This is a genomic window from Variovorax sp. RA8, assembly GCF_901827175.1.
GTDB lineage: Bacteria > Pseudomonadota > Gammaproteobacteria > Burkholderiales > Burkholderiaceae_C > Variovorax.
Genome location: NZ_LR594662.1, coordinates 5,329,516 through 5,350,227, shown reverse-complemented (window position 1 = coordinate 5,350,227; position 20,712 = coordinate 5,329,516). Strand labels below are relative to the sequence as shown.

General features: G+C 69.2%; 17 protein-coding genes. 8 read left to right on the top strand and 9 right to left on the bottom strand.

Going from position 1 to position 20,712, the window contains the following annotated elements; genetic code table 11:
* The first annotated feature begins 17 nt into the window (after positions 1-17).
* From E5P3_RS25475 to pcp, 8 genes are all read left to right on the top strand, one after another.
* Positions 18-1,481, top strand: a complete 1,464-nt coding sequence (locus E5P3_RS25475; protein WP_162588505.1) for a M16 family metallopeptidase — start codon at positions 18-20, stop codon at positions 1,479-1,481.
* A gap of 20 nt (positions 1,482-1,501) precedes the next feature.
* Entirely contained in the window at positions 1,502-2,851 is a 1,350-nt protein-coding gene (locus tag E5P3_RS25470; RefSeq protein ID WP_162588504.1) for a M16 family metallopeptidase, read from the top strand.
* Between the two features lie 120 nt (positions 2,852-2,971).
* Entirely contained in the window at positions 2,972-3,625 is a 654-nt protein-coding gene (locus E5P3_RS25465) for an RsmD family RNA methyltransferase (RefSeq protein ID WP_162588503.1), read from the top strand.
* Positions 3,626-3,669: 44 nt separating this feature from the next.
* Positions 3,670-4,173 carry a pantetheine-phosphate adenylyltransferase gene (gene coaD, locus E5P3_RS25460; RefSeq protein WP_162588502.1) on the top strand — a complete coding sequence of 168 codons (504 nt, stop codon included), beginning with the start codon at positions 3,670-3,672 and terminating at the stop codon, positions 4,171-4,173.
* Positions 4,170-4,826, top strand: coding sequence for a 5-oxoprolinase subunit PxpB (gene pxpB, locus E5P3_RS25455; protein WP_162588501.1), 657 nt, complete (start codon positions 4,170-4,172; stop codon positions 4,824-4,826). The genes coaD and pxpB overlap by 4 nt, the downstream gene beginning before the upstream one ends.
* A 20-nt stretch (positions 4,827-4,846) precedes the next feature.
* Positions 4,847-5,866: a biotin-dependent carboxyltransferase family protein gene (locus tag E5P3_RS25450; protein ID WP_232073305.1), complete on the top strand. Its 1,020-nt coding sequence runs from the start codon at positions 4,847-4,849 to the stop codon at positions 5,864-5,866.
* Complete coding sequence (gene pxpA, locus E5P3_RS25445) at positions 5,856-6,596, top strand: 5-oxoprolinase subunit PxpA (protein ID WP_162588499.1); 741 nt, start codon at positions 5,856-5,858, stop codon at positions 6,594-6,596. The genes E5P3_RS25450 and pxpA overlap by 11 nt, the downstream gene beginning before the upstream one ends.
* A 15-nt stretch (positions 6,597-6,611) precedes the next feature.
* Positions 6,612-7,265, top strand: coding sequence for a pyroglutamyl-peptidase I (gene pcp, locus E5P3_RS25440; RefSeq protein ID WP_162588498.1), 654 nt, complete (start codon positions 6,612-6,614; stop codon positions 7,263-7,265).
* Positions 7,266-7,309: 44 nt separating this feature from the next.
* Here pcp and E5P3_RS25435 read toward each other — a convergent pair whose 3' ends face one another.
* The 9 genes from E5P3_RS25435 to lpdA all read right to left on the bottom strand — a co-directional run bounded on the left by E5P3_RS25435 (position 7,310) and on the right by lpdA (position 20,710).
* On the bottom strand, positions 7,310-8,674 hold the full coding sequence (locus E5P3_RS25435; RefSeq protein ID WP_162588497.1) for a sigma-54-dependent transcriptional regulator: 1,365 nt from the start codon (positions 8,672-8,674) through the stop codon (positions 7,310-7,312).
* A complete protein-coding gene (locus E5P3_RS25430; protein WP_162589861.1) occupies positions 8,671-10,506 on the bottom strand; it encodes a sensor histidine kinase in 1,836 nt (611 codons plus the stop codon). Before E5P3_RS25430 ends, E5P3_RS25435 begins: the two co-directional genes overlap by 4 nt.
* Before the next feature lie 251 nt (positions 10,507-10,757).
* Entirely contained in the window at positions 10,758-11,510 is a 753-nt protein-coding gene (gene phbB, locus E5P3_RS25425; RefSeq protein WP_162588496.1) for an acetoacetyl-CoA reductase, read from the bottom strand.
* 176 nt (positions 11,511-11,686) lie between these two features.
* Positions 11,687-12,871 carry an acetyl-CoA C-acetyltransferase gene (locus E5P3_RS25420; RefSeq protein ID WP_162588495.1) on the bottom strand — a complete coding sequence of 395 codons (1,185 nt, stop codon included), beginning with the start codon at positions 12,869-12,871 and terminating at the stop codon, positions 11,687-11,689.
* 195 nt (positions 12,872-13,066) lie between these two features.
* Positions 13,067-14,401 (bottom strand): NAD(P)/FAD-dependent oxidoreductase, encoded by a 1,335-nt coding sequence (locus tag E5P3_RS25415; protein ID WP_162588494.1) that lies wholly within the window; start codon positions 14,399-14,401, stop codon positions 13,067-13,069.
* A gap of 32 nt (positions 14,402-14,433) precedes the next feature.
* Entirely contained in the window at positions 14,434-15,777 is a 1,344-nt protein-coding gene (locus E5P3_RS25410; RefSeq protein ID WP_162588493.1) for a dicarboxylate/amino acid:cation symporter, read from the bottom strand.
* Positions 15,778-15,814: 37 nt separating this feature from the next.
* Positions 15,815-18,097: an NADP-dependent malic enzyme gene (locus E5P3_RS25405; RefSeq protein WP_162588492.1), complete on the bottom strand. Its 2,283-nt coding sequence runs from the start codon at positions 18,095-18,097 to the stop codon at positions 15,815-15,817.
* A gap of 39 nt (positions 18,098-18,136) precedes the next feature.
* Positions 18,137-18,931 carry an alpha/beta fold hydrolase gene (locus tag E5P3_RS25400; protein WP_162588491.1) on the bottom strand — a complete coding sequence of 265 codons (795 nt, stop codon included), beginning with the start codon at positions 18,929-18,931 and terminating at the stop codon, positions 18,137-18,139.
* A 9-nt stretch (positions 18,932-18,940) separates the two neighbouring features.
* Positions 18,941-20,710, bottom strand: coding sequence for a dihydrolipoyl dehydrogenase (gene lpdA / locus E5P3_RS25395; protein WP_162588490.1), 1,770 nt, complete (start codon positions 20,708-20,710; stop codon positions 18,941-18,943).
* Between the last annotated feature and the right edge of the window lie 2 nt (positions 20,711-20,712).

Sequence of the window (20,712 nt, the reverse complement as noted above, 5' to 3'; positions counted from 1 at the left end):
ACAATCCGACCCATTCTATGAAACACCCCTCGCCACGCCGCGCTGCGTCTGGTGCGGTGCTGGCCTCGGTGCTGATGGCGCCCTGGGCCGGGGCCGCCTTGGCGCAGACATCCCCGCCGGACGCCCCCGCTGCCGCCGTTGCCTCGGCCACCCAGCCGGTCCAGGCCCGCCAGTTCACCCTCGCCAATGGCATGACCCTGATCGTCAAGCCCGACCGGCGCGCGCCGACGGCGGTCCAGATGCTCTGGTTGCGGGTCGGTTCCTTCGACGAGGTCGACGGCACCTCGGGCGTGGCGCATGTGCTCGAGCACATGATGTTCAAGGGCACCAGGACGCTCAAGCCCGGCGAGTTCTCGCGCCGGGTCGCCGCGCTGGGCGGCCGCGAGAACGCCTTCACCACGCGCGACTACACCGGCTACTACCAGCAGATCCCGGCCGACAAGCTGGAGCAGGTGATGGCCCTCGAGTCCGACCGCTTCGCCAACAACCAGTGGGCGGATGAAGAATTCAAGCGCGAGATCGAGGTCGTCAAGGAAGAGCGCCGCCTGCGCACCGACGACCAGCTGCGCGCCCTGCTCGGCGAGCAGCAGAACGCCGTCATCTTCACGGCCTCGCCCTACCGACGTCCCGTTGTCGGCTGGATGAGCGACCTCGACGCCATGACGCCGGCCGACGCGCGTGCCTTCTTCGAGCGCTGGTACGTGCCCGCCAATGCGGCGGTCGTGGTGGTGGGCGACGTCGATGTGGAGCGGGTGCGCGCCCTGGCCGAGAAGTACTACGGCCGTATCCCCGCTCGCGCGATGCCCGAGCGCAAGCCGCGCATCGAGCCGCCGCAGCGCGGCATCCGGCGCCTCGAGTTCAAGGCACCGGCCGAGCAGGCCTACGTGTCGCTCGCTTTCCGCGCGCCCCAGATCCCGGCCACCGACCAGTTCGATGGCGCGAGCGATGCCTATGCACTGACGGTGCTGTCCGCCGTGCTCGACGGCTATCCCGGCGCGCGGCTCGACCGCGCGCTCACGCAGGGCCCGGGCCGCGTGGCCGACTCCGCCGGCGCGTACGCGGGCTTCGTCGGCCGCGGCCCGCAGATCTTCGTGCTCGACGGCGTGCCCGCCGCCGACAAGACGCCTGAAGCGGTCGAGGCCGCGCTGCGCGAGCAGGTGGCGAAGATCGCCCGCGAGGGCATCGGCGCGGCCGAGCTGGCGCGCGTCAAGACCCAGTGGACGGCCAGCGAAACCTACAAGCTCGACTCCGTCATGGCGCAGGCGCGCGAGCTCGGCAGCCACTGGGTCCAGGGCCTGCCGCTCGATGCCAGCGCGCGCATCATCGCGCGCCTGCAGAAGGTGACCGCCGAAGAGGTGCAGGCGGTCGCCGCCAAGTACTTCGGCGACGACCAGCTGACGGCTGCCACCCTGCGGCCGCTGCCGCCCGATCCCCAACGCCGCGCGCGCGGCTTCGCGGCGCCGGCGGGCGACCTGCGTTGAAGACCCGGAGCGGCCCCACCATGTCGAGCTTCAAGAACATCCGAACCCTGCGGTGCCTGGCCTACCTGGCACTGGCGCTGGCCGGCGCTGCAGCGCATGCGGCCGTGCCCATCGAGCACTGGACATTGCCCAGCGGCGCCAAGGTCTACCTCGCTGCCACCGACGCCCTGCCCATCGTCGACGTGCAGATCGATTTCGACGCCGGCAGTCGGCGCGACCCGCCGGCGCAGTCCGGGCTGGCCGGCGTGACTGCCGGCATGGTCGAGAAAGGAATCCGGGCCAATGGCAGCGATCCCGCCATGGATCAGAATGCGCTGGGCGAGGCCTGGGCCGATCTGGGCGCCGACTTCGATGCCAGCGCCGGCTCCGACCGCATGAGCTTCTCGTTGCGCACGCTGTCCGAGCCGGCCCTGCTGCAAAAGGCGGTGCATCTCGCGGCGCGCGAGATCGGCGAGCCGGCCTTTCCCGAAGACGTTTGGCAGCGCGAGCGCGAGCGCCTCAACGCCTCGATCCGCGAAGCCAACACCAAGCCCGCGACCCTGGCGGCGCGCACCTTCTCGCAGAACGTGTACGGCGACCACCCCTACGGACTGGACACGACCGAGGCCACGCTGGCGCGCATCGACACGGCTGCGATGCGCCAGCGCTACGAGCAACTGATCCAGCCCTGCCGCGCCAAGCTCAGCATCGTCGGCGCGGTCACGCGCGCGCAGGCGGAGACGATCGCGAACACGCTGTTGTCGCGCCTGCCAGCGCCGGCTGGCGGCTGCGCCGCGCTGCCCCCCGTTGCAGAAGTGGCGCCGCTGGCTGCCGCCAAGGACGTGCGCCTGCCTTTCGACTCGGCCCAGGCCCATGTCTGGATCGGCCAGCCGGGCTACGCACGCCGCGACCCCGACCATTTCGCGCTCACCGTCGGCAACTACATCCTCGGCGGCGGCGGCTTCGTCTCGCGCCTGACCGAGGAAGTGCGCGAGAAGCGCGGCCTGGCCTACAGCGTCTACAGCACCTTCTCGCCGGGCCTGCACGCGGGCTCGTTCCGCATCGGCTTCCAGACCCGGCCCGACCAGGCGGCCGACGCGGTGAAGGTCTCACGCGAGGTGCTCGCCAGGTTCGTCGCGGAGGGGCCGACCGCGGCCGAGCTCAAGGCCGCCAAGGACAACCTGATCGGCGGCTTCCCGCTGCTGCTCGACAGCAACCGCAAGCTGCTCGGCAACGTGTCCAATATCGCGTGGAACGACCTGCCGCTCGACTACCTCGAGACCTGGACCGCGCGCATGAACGCGGTCACCGCGGCCGATGTCAAGGCCGCCTTCGCGCGCAAGCTGCAGCCCGATCGCATGGTCACGGTGGTGGTCGGCGGAAGGCCTTGAAGGCGCCGCACGCCGCTTGGCTACCATCCTCGCCTCACAGCGCAACGAGGAGCGACAAAATGGCAAAGGATGTGGTGGACTGCGAGATCCACGGAGCCGAGATGCAGTGCGTCGACGACGATGAGTAAACGGACACCTGCCCGCAGCCGTGCCGTGAAGCCGACCCCCAGGCCGGCCGATGCGCGCCGCAACGAGGTCCGCATCATCGGTGGCCGATGGAAACGCACGCGCCTGGCCGTGGCCGACAAGCCCGGCCTGCGCCCCACGCCCGACCGCGTGCGCGAGACGCTCTTCAATTGGCTCGCCAGTCTCGCCGGGGCCAGCGGCGGCGAGTTGCCGGACTGGCACTGCGTCGATGCGTTCGCAGGCACCGGCGCGCTCGGCTTCGAGGCTGCCTCGCGCGGCGCGGCCTCCGTGCTGCTGTGCGAGCAGGACGCAGCGCTGGTCGCGCAATTCCAGGCGCTGAAAGCAAAGCTGGAAGCCGATGCCGTCCGCATCGAGCGCGGCAACGGCGTCACCGCACTCGAGCGCGCCGCGTCGGGCAGTCTGCATGCGGTGTTCCTCGATCCGCCCTTCGAGAGCACGGCGCTCTACGCGCCAGCCCTGCGCGCCGCCGCGCGCGCATTGCGGCCCCAGGGCGTGGTCTACCTCGAAGCGGCGCGTCGATGGCCCGACGAAGAGCTCGCAGCCTTCGGCCTCGGCGTGTTCCGATACCTCAAGGCCGGCGCGGTGCATGCACATCTCTTGATACTTGCGTCTGACACCGCTGCATAATCCGCCGGAATCGGCCGCGTCGGCTGCACCAGGAGGAAGCAACCATGTCCAGCAACGTGATCGCGGTGTACCCCGGCACTTTCGACCCCATCACGCTCGGCCACGAGGACGTGGTGCGCCGGGCGACCCAGCTGTTCTCCAAGGTCATCGTCGCGGTGGCCGCCGGCCATCACAAGAAGGCGTTGTTCACGCTGCAGGAGCGCATGGACATGGCGCGCAATGCGGTGGCGCCTTTCAGCGACCAGGTCTCGGTGGAGAGTTTTTCGGGCCTGTTGCGCGATTTCGTCGTGGCGCGGGGCGGCAAGGCCATGGTGCGCGGCCTGCGCGCCGTGACCGACTTCGACTACGAATTCCAGCTCGCCGGCATGAACCGCTCGCTCATGCCCGATGTCGAGACCGTGTTCCTCACGCCCAGCGACAAGTACCAGTTCATCTCCAGCACCTTCGTGCGCGAGATCGCGATGCTCGGTGGCGAGGTCGACAAGTTCGTCTCCCCCAACGTGCAGAACAGCCTGATGGCCAAGGTGCGCAGCCTGGGCCGCGAATGACGCACGGGCCGCGTCTGCACGCCCTGGGCGATGCGGCATTGCTGTGCGAGCTGCCGGCGCCAGCAACGCTGGCGCAGCAGCAACAGATCTGGGCGCTGGCGAACGAAGCCCTGCAATGGCGCGGCGTGCACGAGGTGCTGCCGGGCATGAACAACCTGAGCCTTCTTTTCGATCCCGAAGAGGTCGACGCCGCCGAGCTGGAGATGCAGGTGCTGTCGGCCTGGCCGCAACTGGCCGGCATGGCGATCGAAGGGCGCGACATCCGCATCCCCGTGGCCTACGGCGGCGAGGCCGGCCCCGACCTGGCCGATGTGGCGGCGCACACCGGGCTGGCGCCGGCCGAGGTGGTGCGGCGCCACAGCGACGCCGACTACGTGGTCTACCTGCTGGGCTTCCTGCCGGGCTTCGCCTTCCTGGGCGGCTTGCCGCCGGAACTGGCGACCCCACGGCGTGCGGAACCCCGGGTGGCGGTGCCGGCCCGCTCGGTCGGCATCGGCGGGGCGCAGACCGGCATCTATCCGCTGGTCTCGCCCGGCGGCTGGCAGCTGATCGGCCGCACCCCCCTCGAGCTCTTCGATCCGCGCGCGGCCGAGCCCACGCTGCTGCGTCCGGGCGACCGTGTGCGCTTCGTCGTCGAAAGTGCCGAGCTGTGAGGGCCGCGGGTGCTCTCACCGTGCTGCGTCCCGGCCTGCTGGCTTCCGTGCAGGACCTGGGCCGCTATGGCCACCGGCAGCAGGGCATCTGCCCCGGCGGCGCCCTCGACGCGCTCGGGCTCGCGCTGGCCAATCGGCTGGTGGGCAACGGCGACGGCGCGGCCGGCCTCGAGCTCACCCTGGGCGGCTGCGAGATCCGCTTCGATACGCCCACCCGCATCGCGCTGACGGGCGACGACTTCGGAGCCCGTCTTGATGGCTCGCCGCTGTGGCCCTGCTGGAGCGTCCCGGTGCAGGCCGGCCAGGTGCTCCGGCTCGGACCTGCGAACGAATGGAGCGCGAAGGCGGGCCTGCGCAGCTGGCTCGCCGTTGCCGGCGGCATCGACGTGCCGCAGGTCATCGGCTCGCGCAGCACCGATCTCAAGGCCGGCTTCGGCGGCCATCTGGGGCGTGCGTTGAAAAAGGGCGACCGCCTGCCCCTGGGCGCGTCGAAGCTGGATGCGACGCACCTGGCGCGGCGTGCCTTCGGCCTGCGCGCGCCCGGGTGGGAGCAGGACAGCGAGGGCGCGGTCGTCCTGCGCGTCATGCCGGGCCCCGAGTTCGAACAGTTCACCGTCGCTGCGCGCGAGCAGCTGTGGAGTGCGTCCTGGCGCATCACGCCGCAGAGCAACCGCATGGGCAACCGGCTCGACGGGCCCGAGCTCAAGCGCAAGCGCAACGCGGACATGCTGTCCTCCGCCGTGATTCCCGGCACGATCCAGGTGCCGCCCTCCGGGCAGCCCATCATCCTGATGGGCGATGCCCAGACCACCGGCGGCTATCCGCGCATCGGCGTCGTGATCCGCGCCGATCTCTGGAAGCTCGCCCGAGCGCCGCTCAACGGCCGCCTGCGCCTCGCCGAAGTCGATGCCGCAGCGGCCCTGCAGGCCTGGGCCGGGCAGCGGCGTTACCTCGCGCAGGTCGGGCAAGCCCTGGCCGCTGCGGGGTGGCCGGTGCCGGCGCACAATCCGGCCGAAGGAGAAAGCCACCATGCGGATTGACCTCAACGCCGACCTCGGCGAGGGCTGCGCCAACGACGAGGCGCTGCTCAAGCTCGTGAGCTCCGCCAACATCGCCTGTGGCTGGCATGCGGGCGACCCGAAGACCATGCGCCAATGCGTGCGCTGGGCGCTGGACAACGGCGTTGCCATCGGGGCCCACCCCAGCTTCCCCGACCGCGAGAACTTCGGCCGCAGCGAGATGCATCTGCCGCCCGAGGAGATCGTCGCGGGCGTGCTCTACCAGGTCGGCGCGCTGGCGGCCATCGTCAAGGCCGAGGGCGGCACGCTGGCGCATGTCAAGCCGCACGGCGCGCTCTACAACCAGGCGGTGAAAGACCCCGTGCTGGCCGACGCCCTGTGCGAGGCGGTGCGACGCTTCGACCCCGGCCTGCGCTTCTTCGGCCTCGCCGGCAGCGGCATGATCGGCGCCGCCGAGCGCGCGGGGCTGGAGCCGGTCGAGGAGGTGTTCGCCGACCGCGGCTACATGCCCGACGGCAGCCTGGTGCCGCGCAGCCGGCCCGGCGCCCTGATAGAGGACGAAGAGCAGTCGCTGGCCCAGACGCTGTCGCTCGTGCGCGATCACCGCGTGACCGCGATCGACGGCACGGTGGTCAGCGTCAACGCACAGACCGTCTGCCTGCATGGCGACGGCGCGCATGCGCTGGCCTTTGCGCGCCGCATCCGCGAGCGGCTCGAGAGCGAAGGCATCGCGGTCGCTGCGACGGCCTGAGCGTCCGGGCCGCCTGTGCCGAACGTGCTGCTGACGGGCTTCGAGCCCTTCGACAAGGACGCATTGAATCCCTCATGGGAAGCAGTGCGCGCGCTCCAAGGCTGGCGCTGCGAAGGCGCCATGGTGCAGGCCCGCCGCATCTCCTGCGTCTTCGGCGCTGCGCTGCGGGAGCTCGGAGCGGCCATCGACGAGTTGCAGCCGCAACTGGTGATAGGTATCGGCCAGGCCGGCGGGCGCAGCGAGATCACGCCCGAGCGCGTGGCGATCAACGTCGACGACGGCCGAATCTGCGACAACGCAGGCTGCCAGCCCATCGATGTGCCAGTGGTGGCGGGCGCGCCGGCGGCCTACTTCTCGACGCTGCCGATCAAGGCGATGGTGCGCGACCTGCGCGCGGGCGGCATACCGGCCGCGGTGTCGAACAGCGCCGGCACCTTCGTCTGCAACCACCTCTTCTTCGGCCTCATGCATCGCATCGCGACCCGGCCGGTCGCAACAGGCGTGCGTGGGGGATTCATTCACATCCCCTATCTGCCGGAGCAGGCGGCGCGTTTTCCCGGCGCGCCGAGCATGGCGCTCGACACGGTGATCGCTGCGCTGCGCATCGCGGTGGCCACGGCGCTCGTGGTGCGCGAGGACGTGCGCGAGACCGGTGGCCAACTGAGCTAGTGTGCTGTCCCGCACATAGCTGCAGCTATTGACGCAACAGCACACTAGGACTTGAATTCTTCCGCGGTGATGCCGAGCTTGCGCAGCTTGTCGTGCAGCGTCTGCCGCGCGATCGCCAGGGCGTTGGCCGTGGCCGACTGGTCGCCCTGGTGCTTGCGCAGCGCGTCGACGATCACCGCCCGCTCGAACGACTCGACCTGCTGCGGCAGGCTGCGCGGCAGCGCGGGCATCCCTTCGGGGGTTCCGCGCGCCTGCGTCAGGCGCTCGCCCAGCAGGCCGAGAACGAAGCGGTCGGCCACGTTGCGCAGCTCGCGCACGTTGCCGGGCCAGGCGTAGGCCATCAGGTCGGCGACCTGTGCGCCGCTCAGGATCGGCGCGACGCGCCCGTAGCGCGCGGCCCCCAGCAGCGTGAAATGCTCGAACAGGAGCGGGATGTCCTCGCGGCGTTCGCGCAGCGGCGGCATCTCGATGAAGGCAACGCCGAGGCGGTAATACAGGTCGGCCCTGAACTTCTGCCGGTCACTCAGGTCCTTGAGGTCCTCCTTGCTCGCAGCCACCACGCGGCAGTCGAAGGGGATGGCCCGGTTGGAGCCGATGCGCTCGATCGAGCGCTCCTGCAGGGCACGCAACAGCTTGACCTGCACCGCCATCGGCATGCTCTCGATCTCGTCGAGAAAAAGCGTGCCGCCGTGGGCGTACTCGAACTTGCCCACACGCACGCGGTTGGCGCTGGTGAAGGAGCCGGCCTCGTGGCCGAACAGCTCGCTCTCGGCCAGCGCCTCGGGGAGGCCGCCGCAGTTGAGCGGCACGAAATGCTGGCGGCGCCGCTCGCTGTGCTCGTGCAGGCAGCGGGCGACCAGCTCCTTGCCGGTCCCGGTCTCTCCGTAGATCAGCACATCGGCCGAGGTCTCGGCCAACGTCATCACGGTGCGGCGCACCTGCTGCATCTGAGCCGAGCGGCCGATCAGCACCGCCTGGATGCCGTGCCAGTTCTCCAGCGCGTCGCGCAGCGCGCGCACCTGCAGCGTGAGCTGCCGGCGTTCGATGGCGTGACGCACGATGGCCACCAGCCGCTCGGAGCTGAAAGGCTTCTCGATGAAGTCGTAGGCGCCCTCGCGCATGGCCTGCACCGCCATGGCGATGTGGCCGTGGCCGGTGACCAGGATCACGGGCAGTTCGGCATCGGCATTGCGCAGCTCGAGCAGCCAATCGGTGCCGCTCAGGCCCGGCAGGCGAACGTCGCTGACCACGACGGCAGGCACGCCGAAGCTGATCTGCGCACGCGCGCGCTCCGCGCTCGCGAAGGCGTCGACCTCGAAGCCGGCCAGCGTCAGCATCTGCGTCGTGCTGAGCCGGACGTCCTCGTCGTCTTCGACCAGCAGCACTCGGATGACGGGAGCGTCGCTCACTTGTTGATCACTCCCTCCAACCGGTGACTGGGAACCTTGTGGATGGCAACCGGCAGGTCGACGACGAAGCAGGCACCGCCCTGCGGCAGGTTGGCCGCACGCAGCGCGCCGTCCATGGCCCGCACCAATTGTGCCGAGATCACGAGGCCCAGGCCCAGCCCGGTGGCCGCCGGCTTGCTGGTCACGAAGGGCTCGAACAGGCGCGCCAGGATGTCCGGCGCAATGCCAGGCCCGGTGTCGCTCACGCGCAGGGTCACCCGGCCCTCCTGCTGCCTCGCCTCGAGCCGCAGCGTGCGCCGCGGCGAGTCCTGCATGGCGTCGATGGCGTTGCGCATCAGGTTCACAAGCACGCTGCCCAGCGCCGCCTCCTCGGCCACCACGGCGAGGGTGGCGGGCTGCACATCGAGCTCGATGGCGATGGCGTTCTTCTTGGCCGCCACGGCGACGATGAGCTGCGCATCGGCCACCGCCTGCGCCAGCGCCACCGGAGCGAGCTGCAGCTCGCTCTTGTGCGCGAAGGTCTTGAGCTGCGAGGTCAGGCGTGCCAGGCGGTCGACCATGCCGCGGATACGCCGCAGGTTGCCGCGCACCTCGTCGAAGCGGTTCTTGTCGAGCAGGATGGCGGCGCTCTCCGAGAGCGTGCGCATGGCCGTCAGCGGCTGGTTCAGCTCGTGCACCACGCCGGCCGACATCTGGCCGAGCGCGGCCATCTTGCCGGCATGCACCAGCTCGCCCTGGGCCGCGCGCAGCTGCGCGGTGCGCGCGACCACGGTCGATTCGAGGCTGTCGTGCGCCGCCTGCAGCGCGGCCTGGTTGGCCAGCTTCTGGCGCACGGCGCGGCGCCTCTGCCACAGCGTCACGGCGATCAGCAGCACCACTGCCATGCCCAGGCTCGCCGTGATGGCCGTGTAGCGCGCGCCCACGCGCACCGGCGCCAGGTCGTCCAGGACCACCAGCTGCCAGGGCGCCCCGCGCAGCGCGCGCGTTGAGGCGAGCTGGTCCACGCCGTCGAGCGCGATGATCTGCACGTCGCGTGCCAGCGCCTCCTTCTGCACCCACTGCAGCGGCTCCAGTCCGGCCTCGCCATAGGGTCGCGAGCGCTGCACCTCGGCGCGCTGCAATGACTCGAGCGCTCGCAGCGGACGGAACTTCAGGTCCTGGCGGGTGGCCAAGATCACCACGCCGCGCTGGTCGATCAGCATCACATGGCCCGGCAGCAGGCGCCAGGCGCGCTCGGCCTCCTCGAGATTGACCTTCACTGCCACCACGCCGCGCGCCGGTTGGTCGCGGCGCAGGGCGTAGGAAAGGTAGTAGCCGGGCTTGCGGCTGGTGATGCCGACGCCGTAGAAGCGGCCCTTGCCTTGCCGCAGCGCATCGATCACGTAGGGCCGGAACGACAGGTCCTGGCCGACAGTGGTGCCCGGCCGGTTCCAGTCGGAGGCGGCCAGCGAGGTGCCGGCGGCGTCCAGCACGTAGAGCATCTCGGCGCCCGCGGTGGCATTGACGCCGTCGAGATAGCGGTTGACCGCATCGCGCAGGCCCACATCCGACGGCGCGCCGAGCAGCGCCGGGACGATGGGCGTCATCTCCAGCAGCGCGGGCAGGTACTCGAAACGGGCCAGGTCGGCATCGAGCCCGGTCGCAAGCATGTCGAGCCGATGCTCGGCCGCTTCGCGCAGCCGCGCCAGGCCGTTCTGCATGGCGAGCTGATGGCCGGCAACGGCGGCCAGCGCCACCAGTGCCAGCGCGCCGCACCACCGCGGTAGCCCGCGCCAGCGTCTTGCGGTCTCAGAAGGCACATCGAAGCGCCGGGCCGGCTCCCATGGAATCATGAAGGCGTTATTGCACAAGGCCGTGTGGGCCGCATCGGTGGCTGCCCGGTGGCGCGTGTCAGTCAGTTCAGCCAGCCGCCAACCCATGGCGACCAGCGGGATGCCCACGCCCAGCGCCAGCCAGGTCTCGTGAGCGCCTTCTTGAGCTGCGTCTCGCGCAGGCTCACGCCCAGTCGACCAGCTGCTGCAGCGCGCGCTGGCTGGCCAGCACCGCCTGCTCCATCGCGCCGTCCTTGTCGATGGTCGTCGGCTCATTGCATATGCTGGCCGCCATTGATGGCGATGTTGGCGCCAGTCACGAACGCCGCCTCTTCCGAGGCGAGGTAGATGATCAGGCCCGCCACTTCCTCGGGCTTGCCGAGGCGGCCCACGGGAATGTGCGGCAGGATCTTGCTGTCCAGCACCTCCTTCGGGATGGCCGTGACCATCTTGGTGCCGATGTAGCCCGGCGAGATGGTGTTCACGGTGACTCCCTTCTTCGCCACCTCCAGCGCCAGCGCCTTGGTGAAGCCATGCACGCCGGCCTTGGCCGCCGAGTAGTTGGTCTGGCCGAAGGCGCCCTTCGAGCCGTTCACCGACGACACGTTGATGATGCGGCCCCAGCCGCGGTCCACCATGCCGTCGGCCACCTGCTTGCTCATGTTGAACAGACTGTCGAGATTGGTGCGCAGCACGGCGTCCCAGTTGACGCGATCCATCTTCTTGAAGGTCATGTCGCGCGTGATGCCGGCGTTGTTGACCAGGACGTCGACCGGGCCCAGCCGCTCCTGCACCTGCGACACCGCGCTCACGCACGAATCGAAGTCCGCCACGTCGCAGGGCACGGCCAGGATCTCGTAGCCGCGCTGCGCCATCTGCGACACCCAGTCGGCATGCGACTTGTTGCCCGGCGAATAGGTCACCGCGAGCTTGTAGCCCGCATCGACCATCTTGGTGGAGATCGTCTCGCCCAGGCCGCCCATGCCGCCGGTGACCAGGACCACTTTCTGCTGCTTCTCGCTCATCTGCTTTCTCCTTGACATGAAATAAAAAGATTCCGCTTGAACCACTGCGCTGTGCGCGCTCTGCAACGCGCGAAACTGTCGCAATCAGGTCGGGAGACAGCGCGGAACCGGCTTCGCCCGGCCGCTGGTGTCGCCCCCTTGAGGGGGAGGCGCCGAAGGCGCTTCGGGGGTGGGCGTCAACCCCGCTCTACCGCCAGCGCCACGCCCATGCCGCCGCCGATGCACAGCGAGGCCAGGCCCTTGTTCGCGCCGCGGCGGCGCATCTCGTGCAGCAGCGTCACCAGCACGCGGCAGCCGGATGCGCCGATCGGGTGGCCGATGGCGATGGCGCCGCCGTTGACGTTGATGCGGCTGGTGTCCCAGTCCATCTCGCGGTTGACCGCGCAGGCCTGTGCGGCGAAGGCCTCGTTGATCTCCATCAGGTCGAGGTCCTGCGCCTTCCAGCCGGCCTTCTTCAGCGCCAGCTGCGAAGCGGGCACCGGTCCCATGCCCATGAGCGACGGGTCCAGCCCCGCGCTCGCATAGGCGCGGATGACGGCCAGCGGCTGCAGGCCGAGCGCGGCGGCGCGCGATGCCGACATCACCAGCACCGCGGCCGCGCCGTCGTTCAGGCCCGAGGCATTGCCGGCCGTGACCGAGCCGCTCTTGTCGAAGGCGGGGCGCAGGCCAGCGAGCGCATCGGCATTGGTCTTGCGGTTCACGAACTCGTCGGCGGCGAAGACGATCGGGTCGCCTTTCTTCTGCGCAATGCTGAAGGGCAGGATCTCGTCGTCGAAGCGCCCCGCGTCCTGCGCGGCGGCAGCCTTCTGCTGCGAGGCCAGCGCCAGCGCGTCCTGCATCTCGCGGGTGATGCCGTACTTCTTCGCCACGTTCTCGGCCGTGGTGCCCATGTGGTACCGGTTGTAGACGTCCCACAGGCCGTCGACGATCATGGTGTCGACCAGTTTCCAGTCGCCCATTCGCTGGCCGTTGCGCGAGTTGGGCAGCACGTGCGGCGCGGCGCTCATGTTCTCCTGGCCGCCGGCCACCACGATCTCGGCGTCGCCGCACTTCACGGCCTGCGCCGCCAGCATCACGGCCTTCAGGCCCGAACCGCAGACCTTGTTGATGGTGAGGCCCGGCACGCCGATCGGCAGCCCCGCCTTGACGACCGTCTGCCGCGCCGGGTTCTGGCCCGAGCCGGCCGCCAGTACCTGGCCCATGATCACCTCGGACACCGCTTCGCCCGGCACGCCGGCCTTGGCGAGCAGGCCCTTCACCACGTGCGCGCCCAGCTCGGGGGCGGACGTGCCGGCGAGCGAGCCGCCGAACTTGCCGACCGCCGTGCGTTGCGCGGCAACGATCACGATATCGTCTGACATGAGAATCTCCTTGGGGGTTGACGTGAAGGAAATGGCAGCGGCCCAGGCCTTGCTTCTTGGAGGTAGCCGTTGACCACGTAGGGCCAGAGATGACCAGCGGGCGCTTGTGCAGATGACCTTGCGACAGCCTCTGCTGCCAGGCTTGCAGCCACGAGCCCGCGAAATCGGGTGAAGGTCGCGTCATGGCGTGACTTCTCAGTGCAGCTTGACGTGGGGTTCGGTGCGCCGCGTGATCAGGCGGGCGAGCGTGTCGAGCGAGACCTTGACGACACCGTGCAGCGCCAGCTCGTGCATCTTGTAGAGCGACATGTACATGAGCCGCGCGAACAGCCCTTCGATCATCAGGCTGCCGCCGATCAGGCCGCCCATCATGTTGCCCACGGTGCTGAACTCGCCGAGCGACACGAGCGAGCCGAAGTCGCGGTAGCGGTAGGGCTTCAGCGCCTTTCCGCCCAGGCGCCGGCGGATCTGCGCCGCGACGTGCGAGGCCTGCTGGTGCGCTGCCTGCGCGCGCGGCGGCACCAGGCCGCCCTTGCCGCCGTTGGCCTCGGGCCACTCGCAGGCCGCACAGTCGCCGATGGCGAAGATGTCGGGATCGCGCGTGGTCTGCAGCGTCGGCAGCACCGCCAGCTGGTTGCTGCGGTTGGTTTCGAGTCCCGAGATGTCCTTCATGAAGTCGGCCGCCTTCACGCCCGCGGCCCACACCACCAGCTCGGCCGGCAGCGTGCGGCCGTCGGCCAGGCGCACGCCCTCGGGCAGCACCTCTGCCACCTTGGCCGAGGTGTGCACGTCCACACCCAGCTTGCGCAGGAGCGCCTCGGTGGCGGCCGACATGCGCGGCGGCAGCGCAGGCAGCACGCGGTCGGCGGCCTCGATCACGCTGACCTGGATGTCCTTCTCGGCGTCCACGCGGTCCAGTCCGTAGGCGACGACCTCGCGCGTGGTGCGATGCAGCTCGGCGGCCAGCTCCACGCCGGTGGCGCCCGCGCCGATGATCGCCACGTGCAGCTGCTCGGGCCGCAGCGGCACGGTCTGCGCATGCGCGCGGATGCAGGCATTGACCATGCGCTGGTGAAAGCGCTGGGCGTCCGCCTTCGACTCGAGCCGCAGCGCGTGCTCGCGCACGCCGGGCGTGCCGAAGTCGTTGCTGAGGCTGCCGATGGCGACCACCAGCGTGTCGTAGCCGAAGGCACGCGCCGGCGTGACCAGCCGGCCTTCGTCATCCATGTAGGGCGCCACGTGCACCTCGCGCCGCTCGCGGTCGATGCCCGTGAGCTCGCCGAGCCGGAAGCGGAAGCGGTGCCAGTGCGCCTGCGCCAGGTAGTCGACCTCGTGCGCGCTCATGTCCATGCTGCCCGAGGCGATCTCGTGCAGCTTGGGCTTCCACACGTGGGTGCGGTGCATGTCGACCAGCGTGATGTCCGCCATGCCGCGCTTGCCCAGTGAATCGCCGAGACGCGTGGCCAGCTCCAGGCCGCCGGCGCCGCCGCCCACGATGACGACTCGGTGCCTGTGCACAGGGTTGCTCATGGTGCGGGGCTCCGTCCGGGCATGCGATCGACTCAGCGCGGCTGGGCCACGGGCATGTGGGTCTCGACCTGGTCCAGCACCGCCTCGGGAGCGTCGGCCTCGGCCGGCGTCTCGTTGTCCAGGATGCGCTTCATGCGGGCGGCGTCCAGGTCATTGGTCCACTTGGCGACCACGACCGTGGCGACGCCATTGCCGATCAGGTTGGTCAGCGCGCGCGCCTCCGACATGAAGCGGTCGATGCCCAGGATCAGCGCCAGGCCTGCCACCGGCACGTGCCCCACGGCCGACAGGGTGGCTGCCAGCACGATGAAGCCGCTGCCGGTCACGCCGGCGGCGCCCTTGGACGTCAGGAGCAGCACCAGCAGCAGGGTGATCTGCTGCGTCAGCGTCATGTCGGTGTTGGTGGCCTGCGCGATGAACACGGCCGCCATCGTCAGGTAGATCGAGGTGCCGTCGAGGTTGAACGAGTAGCCGGTCGGGATGACCAGGCCGACCACCGACTTCTTGGCACCCAGGTTCTCAAGCTTGGCCATCATGCGCGGCAGCACGGATTCGCTCGAGGAAGTGCCCAGCACGATCAGGAGCTCTTCCTTGATGTACTTGATGAACTTCCAGATGCTGAAGCCGTGCGCCCGCGCGATGCCGCCGAGGATGACGAAGATGAAGAGCAGGCAGGTGGCGTAGAAGGTCGCCATCAGTTGGCCGAGCTGCAGCAGCGAGCCGACGCCGTACTTGCCGATCGTGAACGCCATCGCGCCGAAGGCGCCGATCGGCGCCACCTTCATGATGTAGCCGACGATGACGAAAAGGACGTGCGAGAACTTCTCGATGAAGTCGAACACCAGCGTGCCGCGGCCGCCGAACTTGTGCAGCGCGAAGCCGAACATCACGGCGAACAGCAGCACCTGCAGGATTTCGCCCTTGGCGAAGGCATCGACCACCGTGCTCGGTATCACATGCAGCAGGAAGTCGACCGTGCCCTGCATCTGTCCCGGCGCCGTATAGGCGGCGATCGCCTTGGTGTCGAGTTGGCTCACATCGATGTTCATGCCCGCCCCAGGCCGCACGACGTTGATGATGACCAGCCCGACGACCAGCGCGATGGTGCTGACGATCTCGAAGTACAGCAGCGCCAGGCCGCCGGTCTTGCCGACCTTCTTCATGTCTTCCATCCCGGCGATGCCGACCACCACCGTGCAGAAGATGATCGGCGCGATGATCATCTTGATCAGCTTGATGAAGCCGTCGCCCAGCGGCTTCATGGCCGCACCGGTCTGTGGATAGAAATGGCCCAGCAGAACGCCGATGACGATGGCTGTGATGACCTGGAAGTACAGGGACTTGTAGAAGGGCTTGGATACGGGTTGGTGGTCCACGAAGGTCTCCTAGAAAATTCAGTTCATGGCCGTGTCGTCAGGCCGCGCCGCGGTGCGAGTCGGCATCGACCACCGCCAGCGCCGTCATGTTGACGATGCGGCGAACGGTGGACGACGGCGTGAGGATGTGCACCGAGCGCGCCGCGCCCAGCAGGATGCCGCCCACCGTGATGCCGCTGCCGGCTGCCATGCGCAGCAGGTTGTAGGAGATGTTGGCCGCATCGACGTTGGGCATGATGAGCACGTTGGCTTCGGTGTCCAGGGCCGAGTCCGGGAACTCGTGGTCGAGGATCGACTTGGAAAGCGCCGCGTCGCCGCGCATTTCGCCCTCGACCGCGAGCTGCGGATCGCTCGCCTTGATGAGCGCGAGCGCCTCGCGCATCTTCACGGCGGAGGCCGCGTCGGAGCCGCCGAAGTTCGAGTGCGACAGCAGCGCCACGCTCGGCGTCACGCCGAAGCGGCGCACCTCCTCCGCCGCGAGCAATGCGATCTCGGCGATCTGCGCCGCATCCGGGTCGCGGTTGACGTGCGTGTCGCAGATGAAGAGCTGGCGGCCCGGCAGCATCAGCATCTGCATGGCGGCCATGGTCCTGGTGCCGGGGCGCAGGCCGATCACGTCTCGCACGTGGCGCAGGTGATCGCCGTAGCCGCCCAGCGTGCCGCACAGCATGGCGTCGGCCCGGCCCTGGCGCACCAGCATCGCGGCGAGCAGCGTGCCGCGGCTGCGCATCTCGGTCTGCGCCACCAGGCGCGAGACCCCGTCGCGGCGCTTGAGCTGGTAGTAGGCCTCGGCGGCATCGCCGTGCACGGCGGGGTCGAGCAGGTCGACTGCCTCGCAATCGCTGCCCGGCGCCAGGCGCAGCCCGTACTGCGCGATGCGCTCGGCGATCACCTCGGGGCGGCCCAGCAGCAGCGGCCGCGCCAGGCCTTCGTCCACCACCACCTGCGCGGCGCGCAGCACGCGTTCGTCCTCGCCCTCGGCGTAGACCACGCGCTTGGGCGACTGCTTGGCGGCTGCGAACAGCGGCTGCATGCTGCTGCCCGACTGGTAGACGAACTGCGACAGGCGCTGCCGGTAGGCCTTCATGTCGGCGATCGGCCGCGTCGCCACGCCGCTGTCGACCGCGGCCTGCGCCACAGCCGGCGCGACCGCCTCGATCAGCCGCGGATCGAAGGGCTTCGGGATGAGGTAATCGCGGCCGAACCGCAGGCCGGCCGCGCCATAGGCCTGGGCCACCACTTCGGGAATCTCGGCATGCGCGAGCTCGGCGATGGCGCGCACCGCGGCGAGCTTCATCTCTTCGTTGATGGTGGTCGCGCCCACGTCGAGCGCGCCGCGGAAGATGAACGGAAAGCACAGGACGTTGTTGACCTGGTTCGGATAGTCCGAGCGCCCGGTGCCGAGGATGGCGTCGGGGCGCGCGGCCAGCGCGTCTTCCGGCAGGATCTCCGGCGTCGGATTGGCCATCGCGAGGATGATCGGATCGCGCGCCATCTCCTTGACCATCTCGGGCTTGAGCACCCCGCCGGCCGAAAGTCCGAGGAAGATGTCGGCACCGCCGATGACGTCGGCCAGCTTGCGCGCCGAGGTGTCCTGCGCATAGCGGGCCTTGTTCGGGTCCATCTGCTCCTTGCGGCCGGTGTAGACCACGCCCGCGCTGTCGGACACGTAGATGTTGTGCATCGGCACGCCGAGGCTCACGATCAGGTCGAGGCAGGCCAGTGCCGCCGCGCCGGCGCCCGAGGCCACCAGCTTCACCTCGCGGATGTCCTTCTTCACGTGCCGCAGCGCGTTGAGGATGGCGGCCGCGGCGACGATGGCGGTGCCGTGCTGGTCGTCGTGAAAGACCGGGATCTTCATGCGCTCGCGCAGCTTCTTCTCGATGTAGAAGCACTCGGGCGCCTTGATGTCCTCGAGGTTGATGCCGCCGAAGGTGGGCTCCATGCGCGCGATGGTGTCGATGAGCGCGTCGGGGTCGGTCTCGTCGAGTTCTATGTCGAAGACGTCGATGCCGGCGAACTTCTTGAACAGGCAGGCCTTGCCTTCCATCACCGGCTTGCCGGCCAGCGCGCCGATATTGCCCAGGCCCAGCACCGCCGTCCCGTTGGTGATGACCGCCACCAGGTTGGCGCGCGAGGTGAGATGCATGGCCTGCGCCGGGTCGCGGGCGATCTCCATGCAGGCGTCGGCCACGCCCGGCGAATAGGCGAGCGCCAGATCTCGCTGCGTGGCCATCGGCTTGGTCGGGTTCACCGAGATCTTGCCGGGCGTGGGATAGCGGTGGTAGTCGAGGGCGGCTTCGCGCAGCTTGTCGGACATGGGGCGGTCTCCGTTCGTCTGTAGGGGCGTGGCTGAAGATCAGTTCTGGGCGAGCGCGCAGGCGTCGCGCAGCCAGTCGTTCAATCCGCGCAGCAGGGCGTCCGGCTGGTCCGCGTGCACCCAGTGGCCGGCATCGGCGATGCGCTCGAGCCCGGCGCCTGGAAACAGCGCCCGGATGCCCGGCAGGGATGCAGGCTGAAGGTAGTCGGATTCCGCTCCCGCGATGAAGAGCGCGGGTCCTTCGTAGCGTGCATCGCGCAGCGTCGGGGGAAAGTCGCAAAGATCACGCATGCACAGGCCGGTCGCGAGCAGATTGAGCCGCCAGTCGAAGCGGTCGCGCTCCCTGCGCAGGTTCTGCATCATGAAGTCGACCGGCGCATTGGCGTTCAGGCTTTCGGCCAGTACCCGGCGGATCTCGCGGCGGCCGGCGGCGCCGGCCGCGTCGAGGCTGCGCATGGCCGACATGTACGAGGAGAACTGCCCGGTGTAGCTTTCGGGAGCGATGTCGATCACGGCCACGCCGCCGAGGGCGTGCGGGTGCGAGAGTGCCAGCGTCATCGCCGTCTTGCCGCCCATGCTGTGGCCGACGACGAAGGGCCGCTGCAGCCCCTCCTGTTCGATGAGCGCGAGGACGTCGTGCGCCATCTCGGCGTACGACATGGACTCGGCCCAGGGCGAGGCGCCGTGGTTGCGCGCGTCGGGCAGGTAGACCCGGTAGTCCGCAGCCAGCGATTGCGCGATATGGACCCAGTTGCGTCCGGCACCGAACAGACCATGCAGGATCACGACCGGAGGACCGGACCCCAGCGCCTCGAAAGCGAGTTCTAGCGGCATGCGGGCGGCCTACTTCTTCTTCACCGGAGGCAGGTCGGTGCAGACGCCCTCGAAGAGCTCGGCCGCCATGCCGATGGATTCACCGAGCGTGGGGTGCGGGTGGATGGTCTTGCCGATGTCGTCGGGCTCGCAGCCCATCTCGATGGCCAGGCACAGCTCGCCGATCAGGTCGCCCGCATGCGTTCCGACGATGCCGCCGCCGACAATGCGGTGGGTGGCCTCGTCGAAGATCAGCTTGGTGAAGCCCTCGTCGCGCCCGTTGGCGATGGCACGGCCCGATGCGGCCCAGGGGAACACGGCCTTGCCGATCTTCAGGCCCTCGGCCTTGCACTGCTCCTCGGTCTTGCCGGCCCAGGCAACCTCGGGATCGGTGTAGGCCACCGAGGGAATCTGCCGCGCGTCGAAGAACGCCGCCTCGCCGTGCGCCGCCTCGGCCGCCACGTGCGCCTCGTGCACCGCCTTGTGGGCGAGCATGGGCTGGCCGACGACGTCGCCGATGGCGAAGATGTGCGGAACGTTGGTGCGCATCTGCTTGTCGACATCGATGAAGCCGCGCTCGGTGACGGCCACGCCGGCCTTGTCGGCGGCGATCTTCTTGCCGTTGGGGCTGCGGCCCACGGCCACGAGCACCAGGTCGTAGACCTGCGGCTCCTTCGGTGCCTTCTCGCCTTCGAAGCTGACTTCGATGCCGGCCTTGGTGGCCTTGCCGCCGACCGTCTTGGTCTGGAGCATGACGTTGTCGAAGCGCGGCGTGTTGAACTTCTCCCACACCTTGACGAGGTCGCGGTCGGCGCCCTGCATGAGGCCGTCGAGCATCTCGACCACGTCGATGCGCGTGCCGAGCGTCGAGTAGACGGTCGCCATCTCCAGCCCGATGATGCCGCCGCCGACCACCAGCATGCGCTTCGGAATGCCCTTGAGCAGCAGCGCGCCGGTGGAATCGACGATGCGCTCGTCCTCGGGCATGAAGGGCAGTTTCACGGACTGCGAGCCCGCGGCGATGATGGCCTTGGCGAACTTCACCACTTTCTTCGCGCCGCCCTGGCCAACCACCTCGACGTGGTGCGGATCGAGGAAGGCGCCGACACCGGTGATGACCTCGACCTTGCGCGCCTTCGCCATGCCTGCCAGGCCGCCGGTGAGCTTCTTGACGACACCGTCCTTGAAGCTGCGCAGCGCATCGATGTCGACCTCGGGCGCGGCGTACTTGATGCCGTGCTTTCCGAGCAGCTTTACCTCGTCCATCACGCCGGCCGTGTGCAGCAGCGCCTTCGAGGGGATGCAGCCGACGTTGAGGCACACGCCGCCGAGCGTGGCGTAGCGCTCCACCAGCACCGTCTTCATGCCGAGGTCGGCGCTGCGGAACGCGGCCGAATAGCCGCCGGGCCCGGCGCCGAGCACGAGCACTTCGCACTCGATGTCGGCCTTGCCGGCGTAGCTGCCGGCCGTGGGTGCGGGAGCGGCGGCGACCGATGCTGCGGCAGCTGCCGGTGCGGGCGCAGGGGTCGGCGCCACGGCGGGACCGGCTGCCGATGTTTCGACCACCAGGATGACCGAGCCTTCGCTCACCTTGTCGCCCAGCGCGACCTTCAGCTCCTTCACAGTGCCCGCATGGCTCGACGGAATCTCCATCGAGGCCTTGTCGGACTCCACCATGACCAGGCCGGTATCGACCGCGATGACCTCGCCGGGCTTGACCAGCAGCTCGATGATCGCGACATCCTTGAAGTCGCCGATGTCGGGGACCTTGACTTCCACCGAATGCGAGGTTTGTGCCATTG

Bases quoted from the DNA above. Each gene is read 5' to 3' on its own strand.
- E5P3_RS25400 (WP_162588491.1), bottom strand. From the start codon at position 18,931: ATGCCGCTAGAACTCGCTTTCGAGGCGCTGGGGTCCGGTCCTCCGGTC.
- pxpA (WP_162588499.1), top strand. From the start codon at position 5,856: ATGCGGATTGACCTCAACGCCGACCTCGGCGAGGGCTGCGCCAACGAC.
- E5P3_RS25405 (WP_162588492.1), bottom strand. From the start codon at position 18,097: ATGTCCGACAAGCTGCGCGAAGCCGCCCTCGACTACCACCGCTATCCC.
- coaD (WP_162588502.1), top strand. From the start codon at position 3,670: ATGTCCAGCAACGTGATCGCGGTGTACCCCGGCACTTTCGACCCCATC.
- E5P3_RS25430 (WP_162589861.1), bottom strand. From the start codon at position 10,506: ATGATTCCATGGGAGCCGGCCCGGCGCTTCGATGTGCCTTCTGAGACC.
- lpdA (WP_162588490.1), bottom strand. From the start codon at position 20,710: ATGGCACAAACCTCGCATTCGGTGGAAGTCAAGGTCCCCGACATCGGC.
- E5P3_RS25475 (WP_162588505.1), top strand. From the start codon at position 18: ATGAAACACCCCTCGCCACGCCGCGCTGCGTCTGGTGCGGTGCTGGCC.
- phbB (WP_162588496.1), bottom strand. From the start codon at position 11,510: ATGAGCGAGAAGCAGCAGAAAGTGGTCCTGGTCACCGGCGGCATGGGC.
- E5P3_RS25415 (WP_162588494.1), bottom strand. From the start codon at position 14,401: ATGAGCAACCCTGTGCACAGGCACCGAGTCGTCATCGTGGGCGGCGGC.
- E5P3_RS25465 (WP_162588503.1), top strand. From the start codon at position 2,972: ATGAGTAAACGGACACCTGCCCGCAGCCGTGCCGTGAAGCCGACCCCC.
- E5P3_RS25420 (WP_162588495.1), bottom strand. From the start codon at position 12,871: ATGTCAGACGATATCGTGATCGTTGCCGCGCAACGCACGGCGGTCGGC.
- E5P3_RS25470 (WP_162588504.1), top strand. From the start codon at position 1,502: ATGTCGAGCTTCAAGAACATCCGAACCCTGCGGTGCCTGGCCTACCTG.
- pxpB (WP_162588501.1), top strand. From the start codon at position 4,170: ATGACGCACGGGCCGCGTCTGCACGCCCTGGGCGATGCGGCATTGCTG.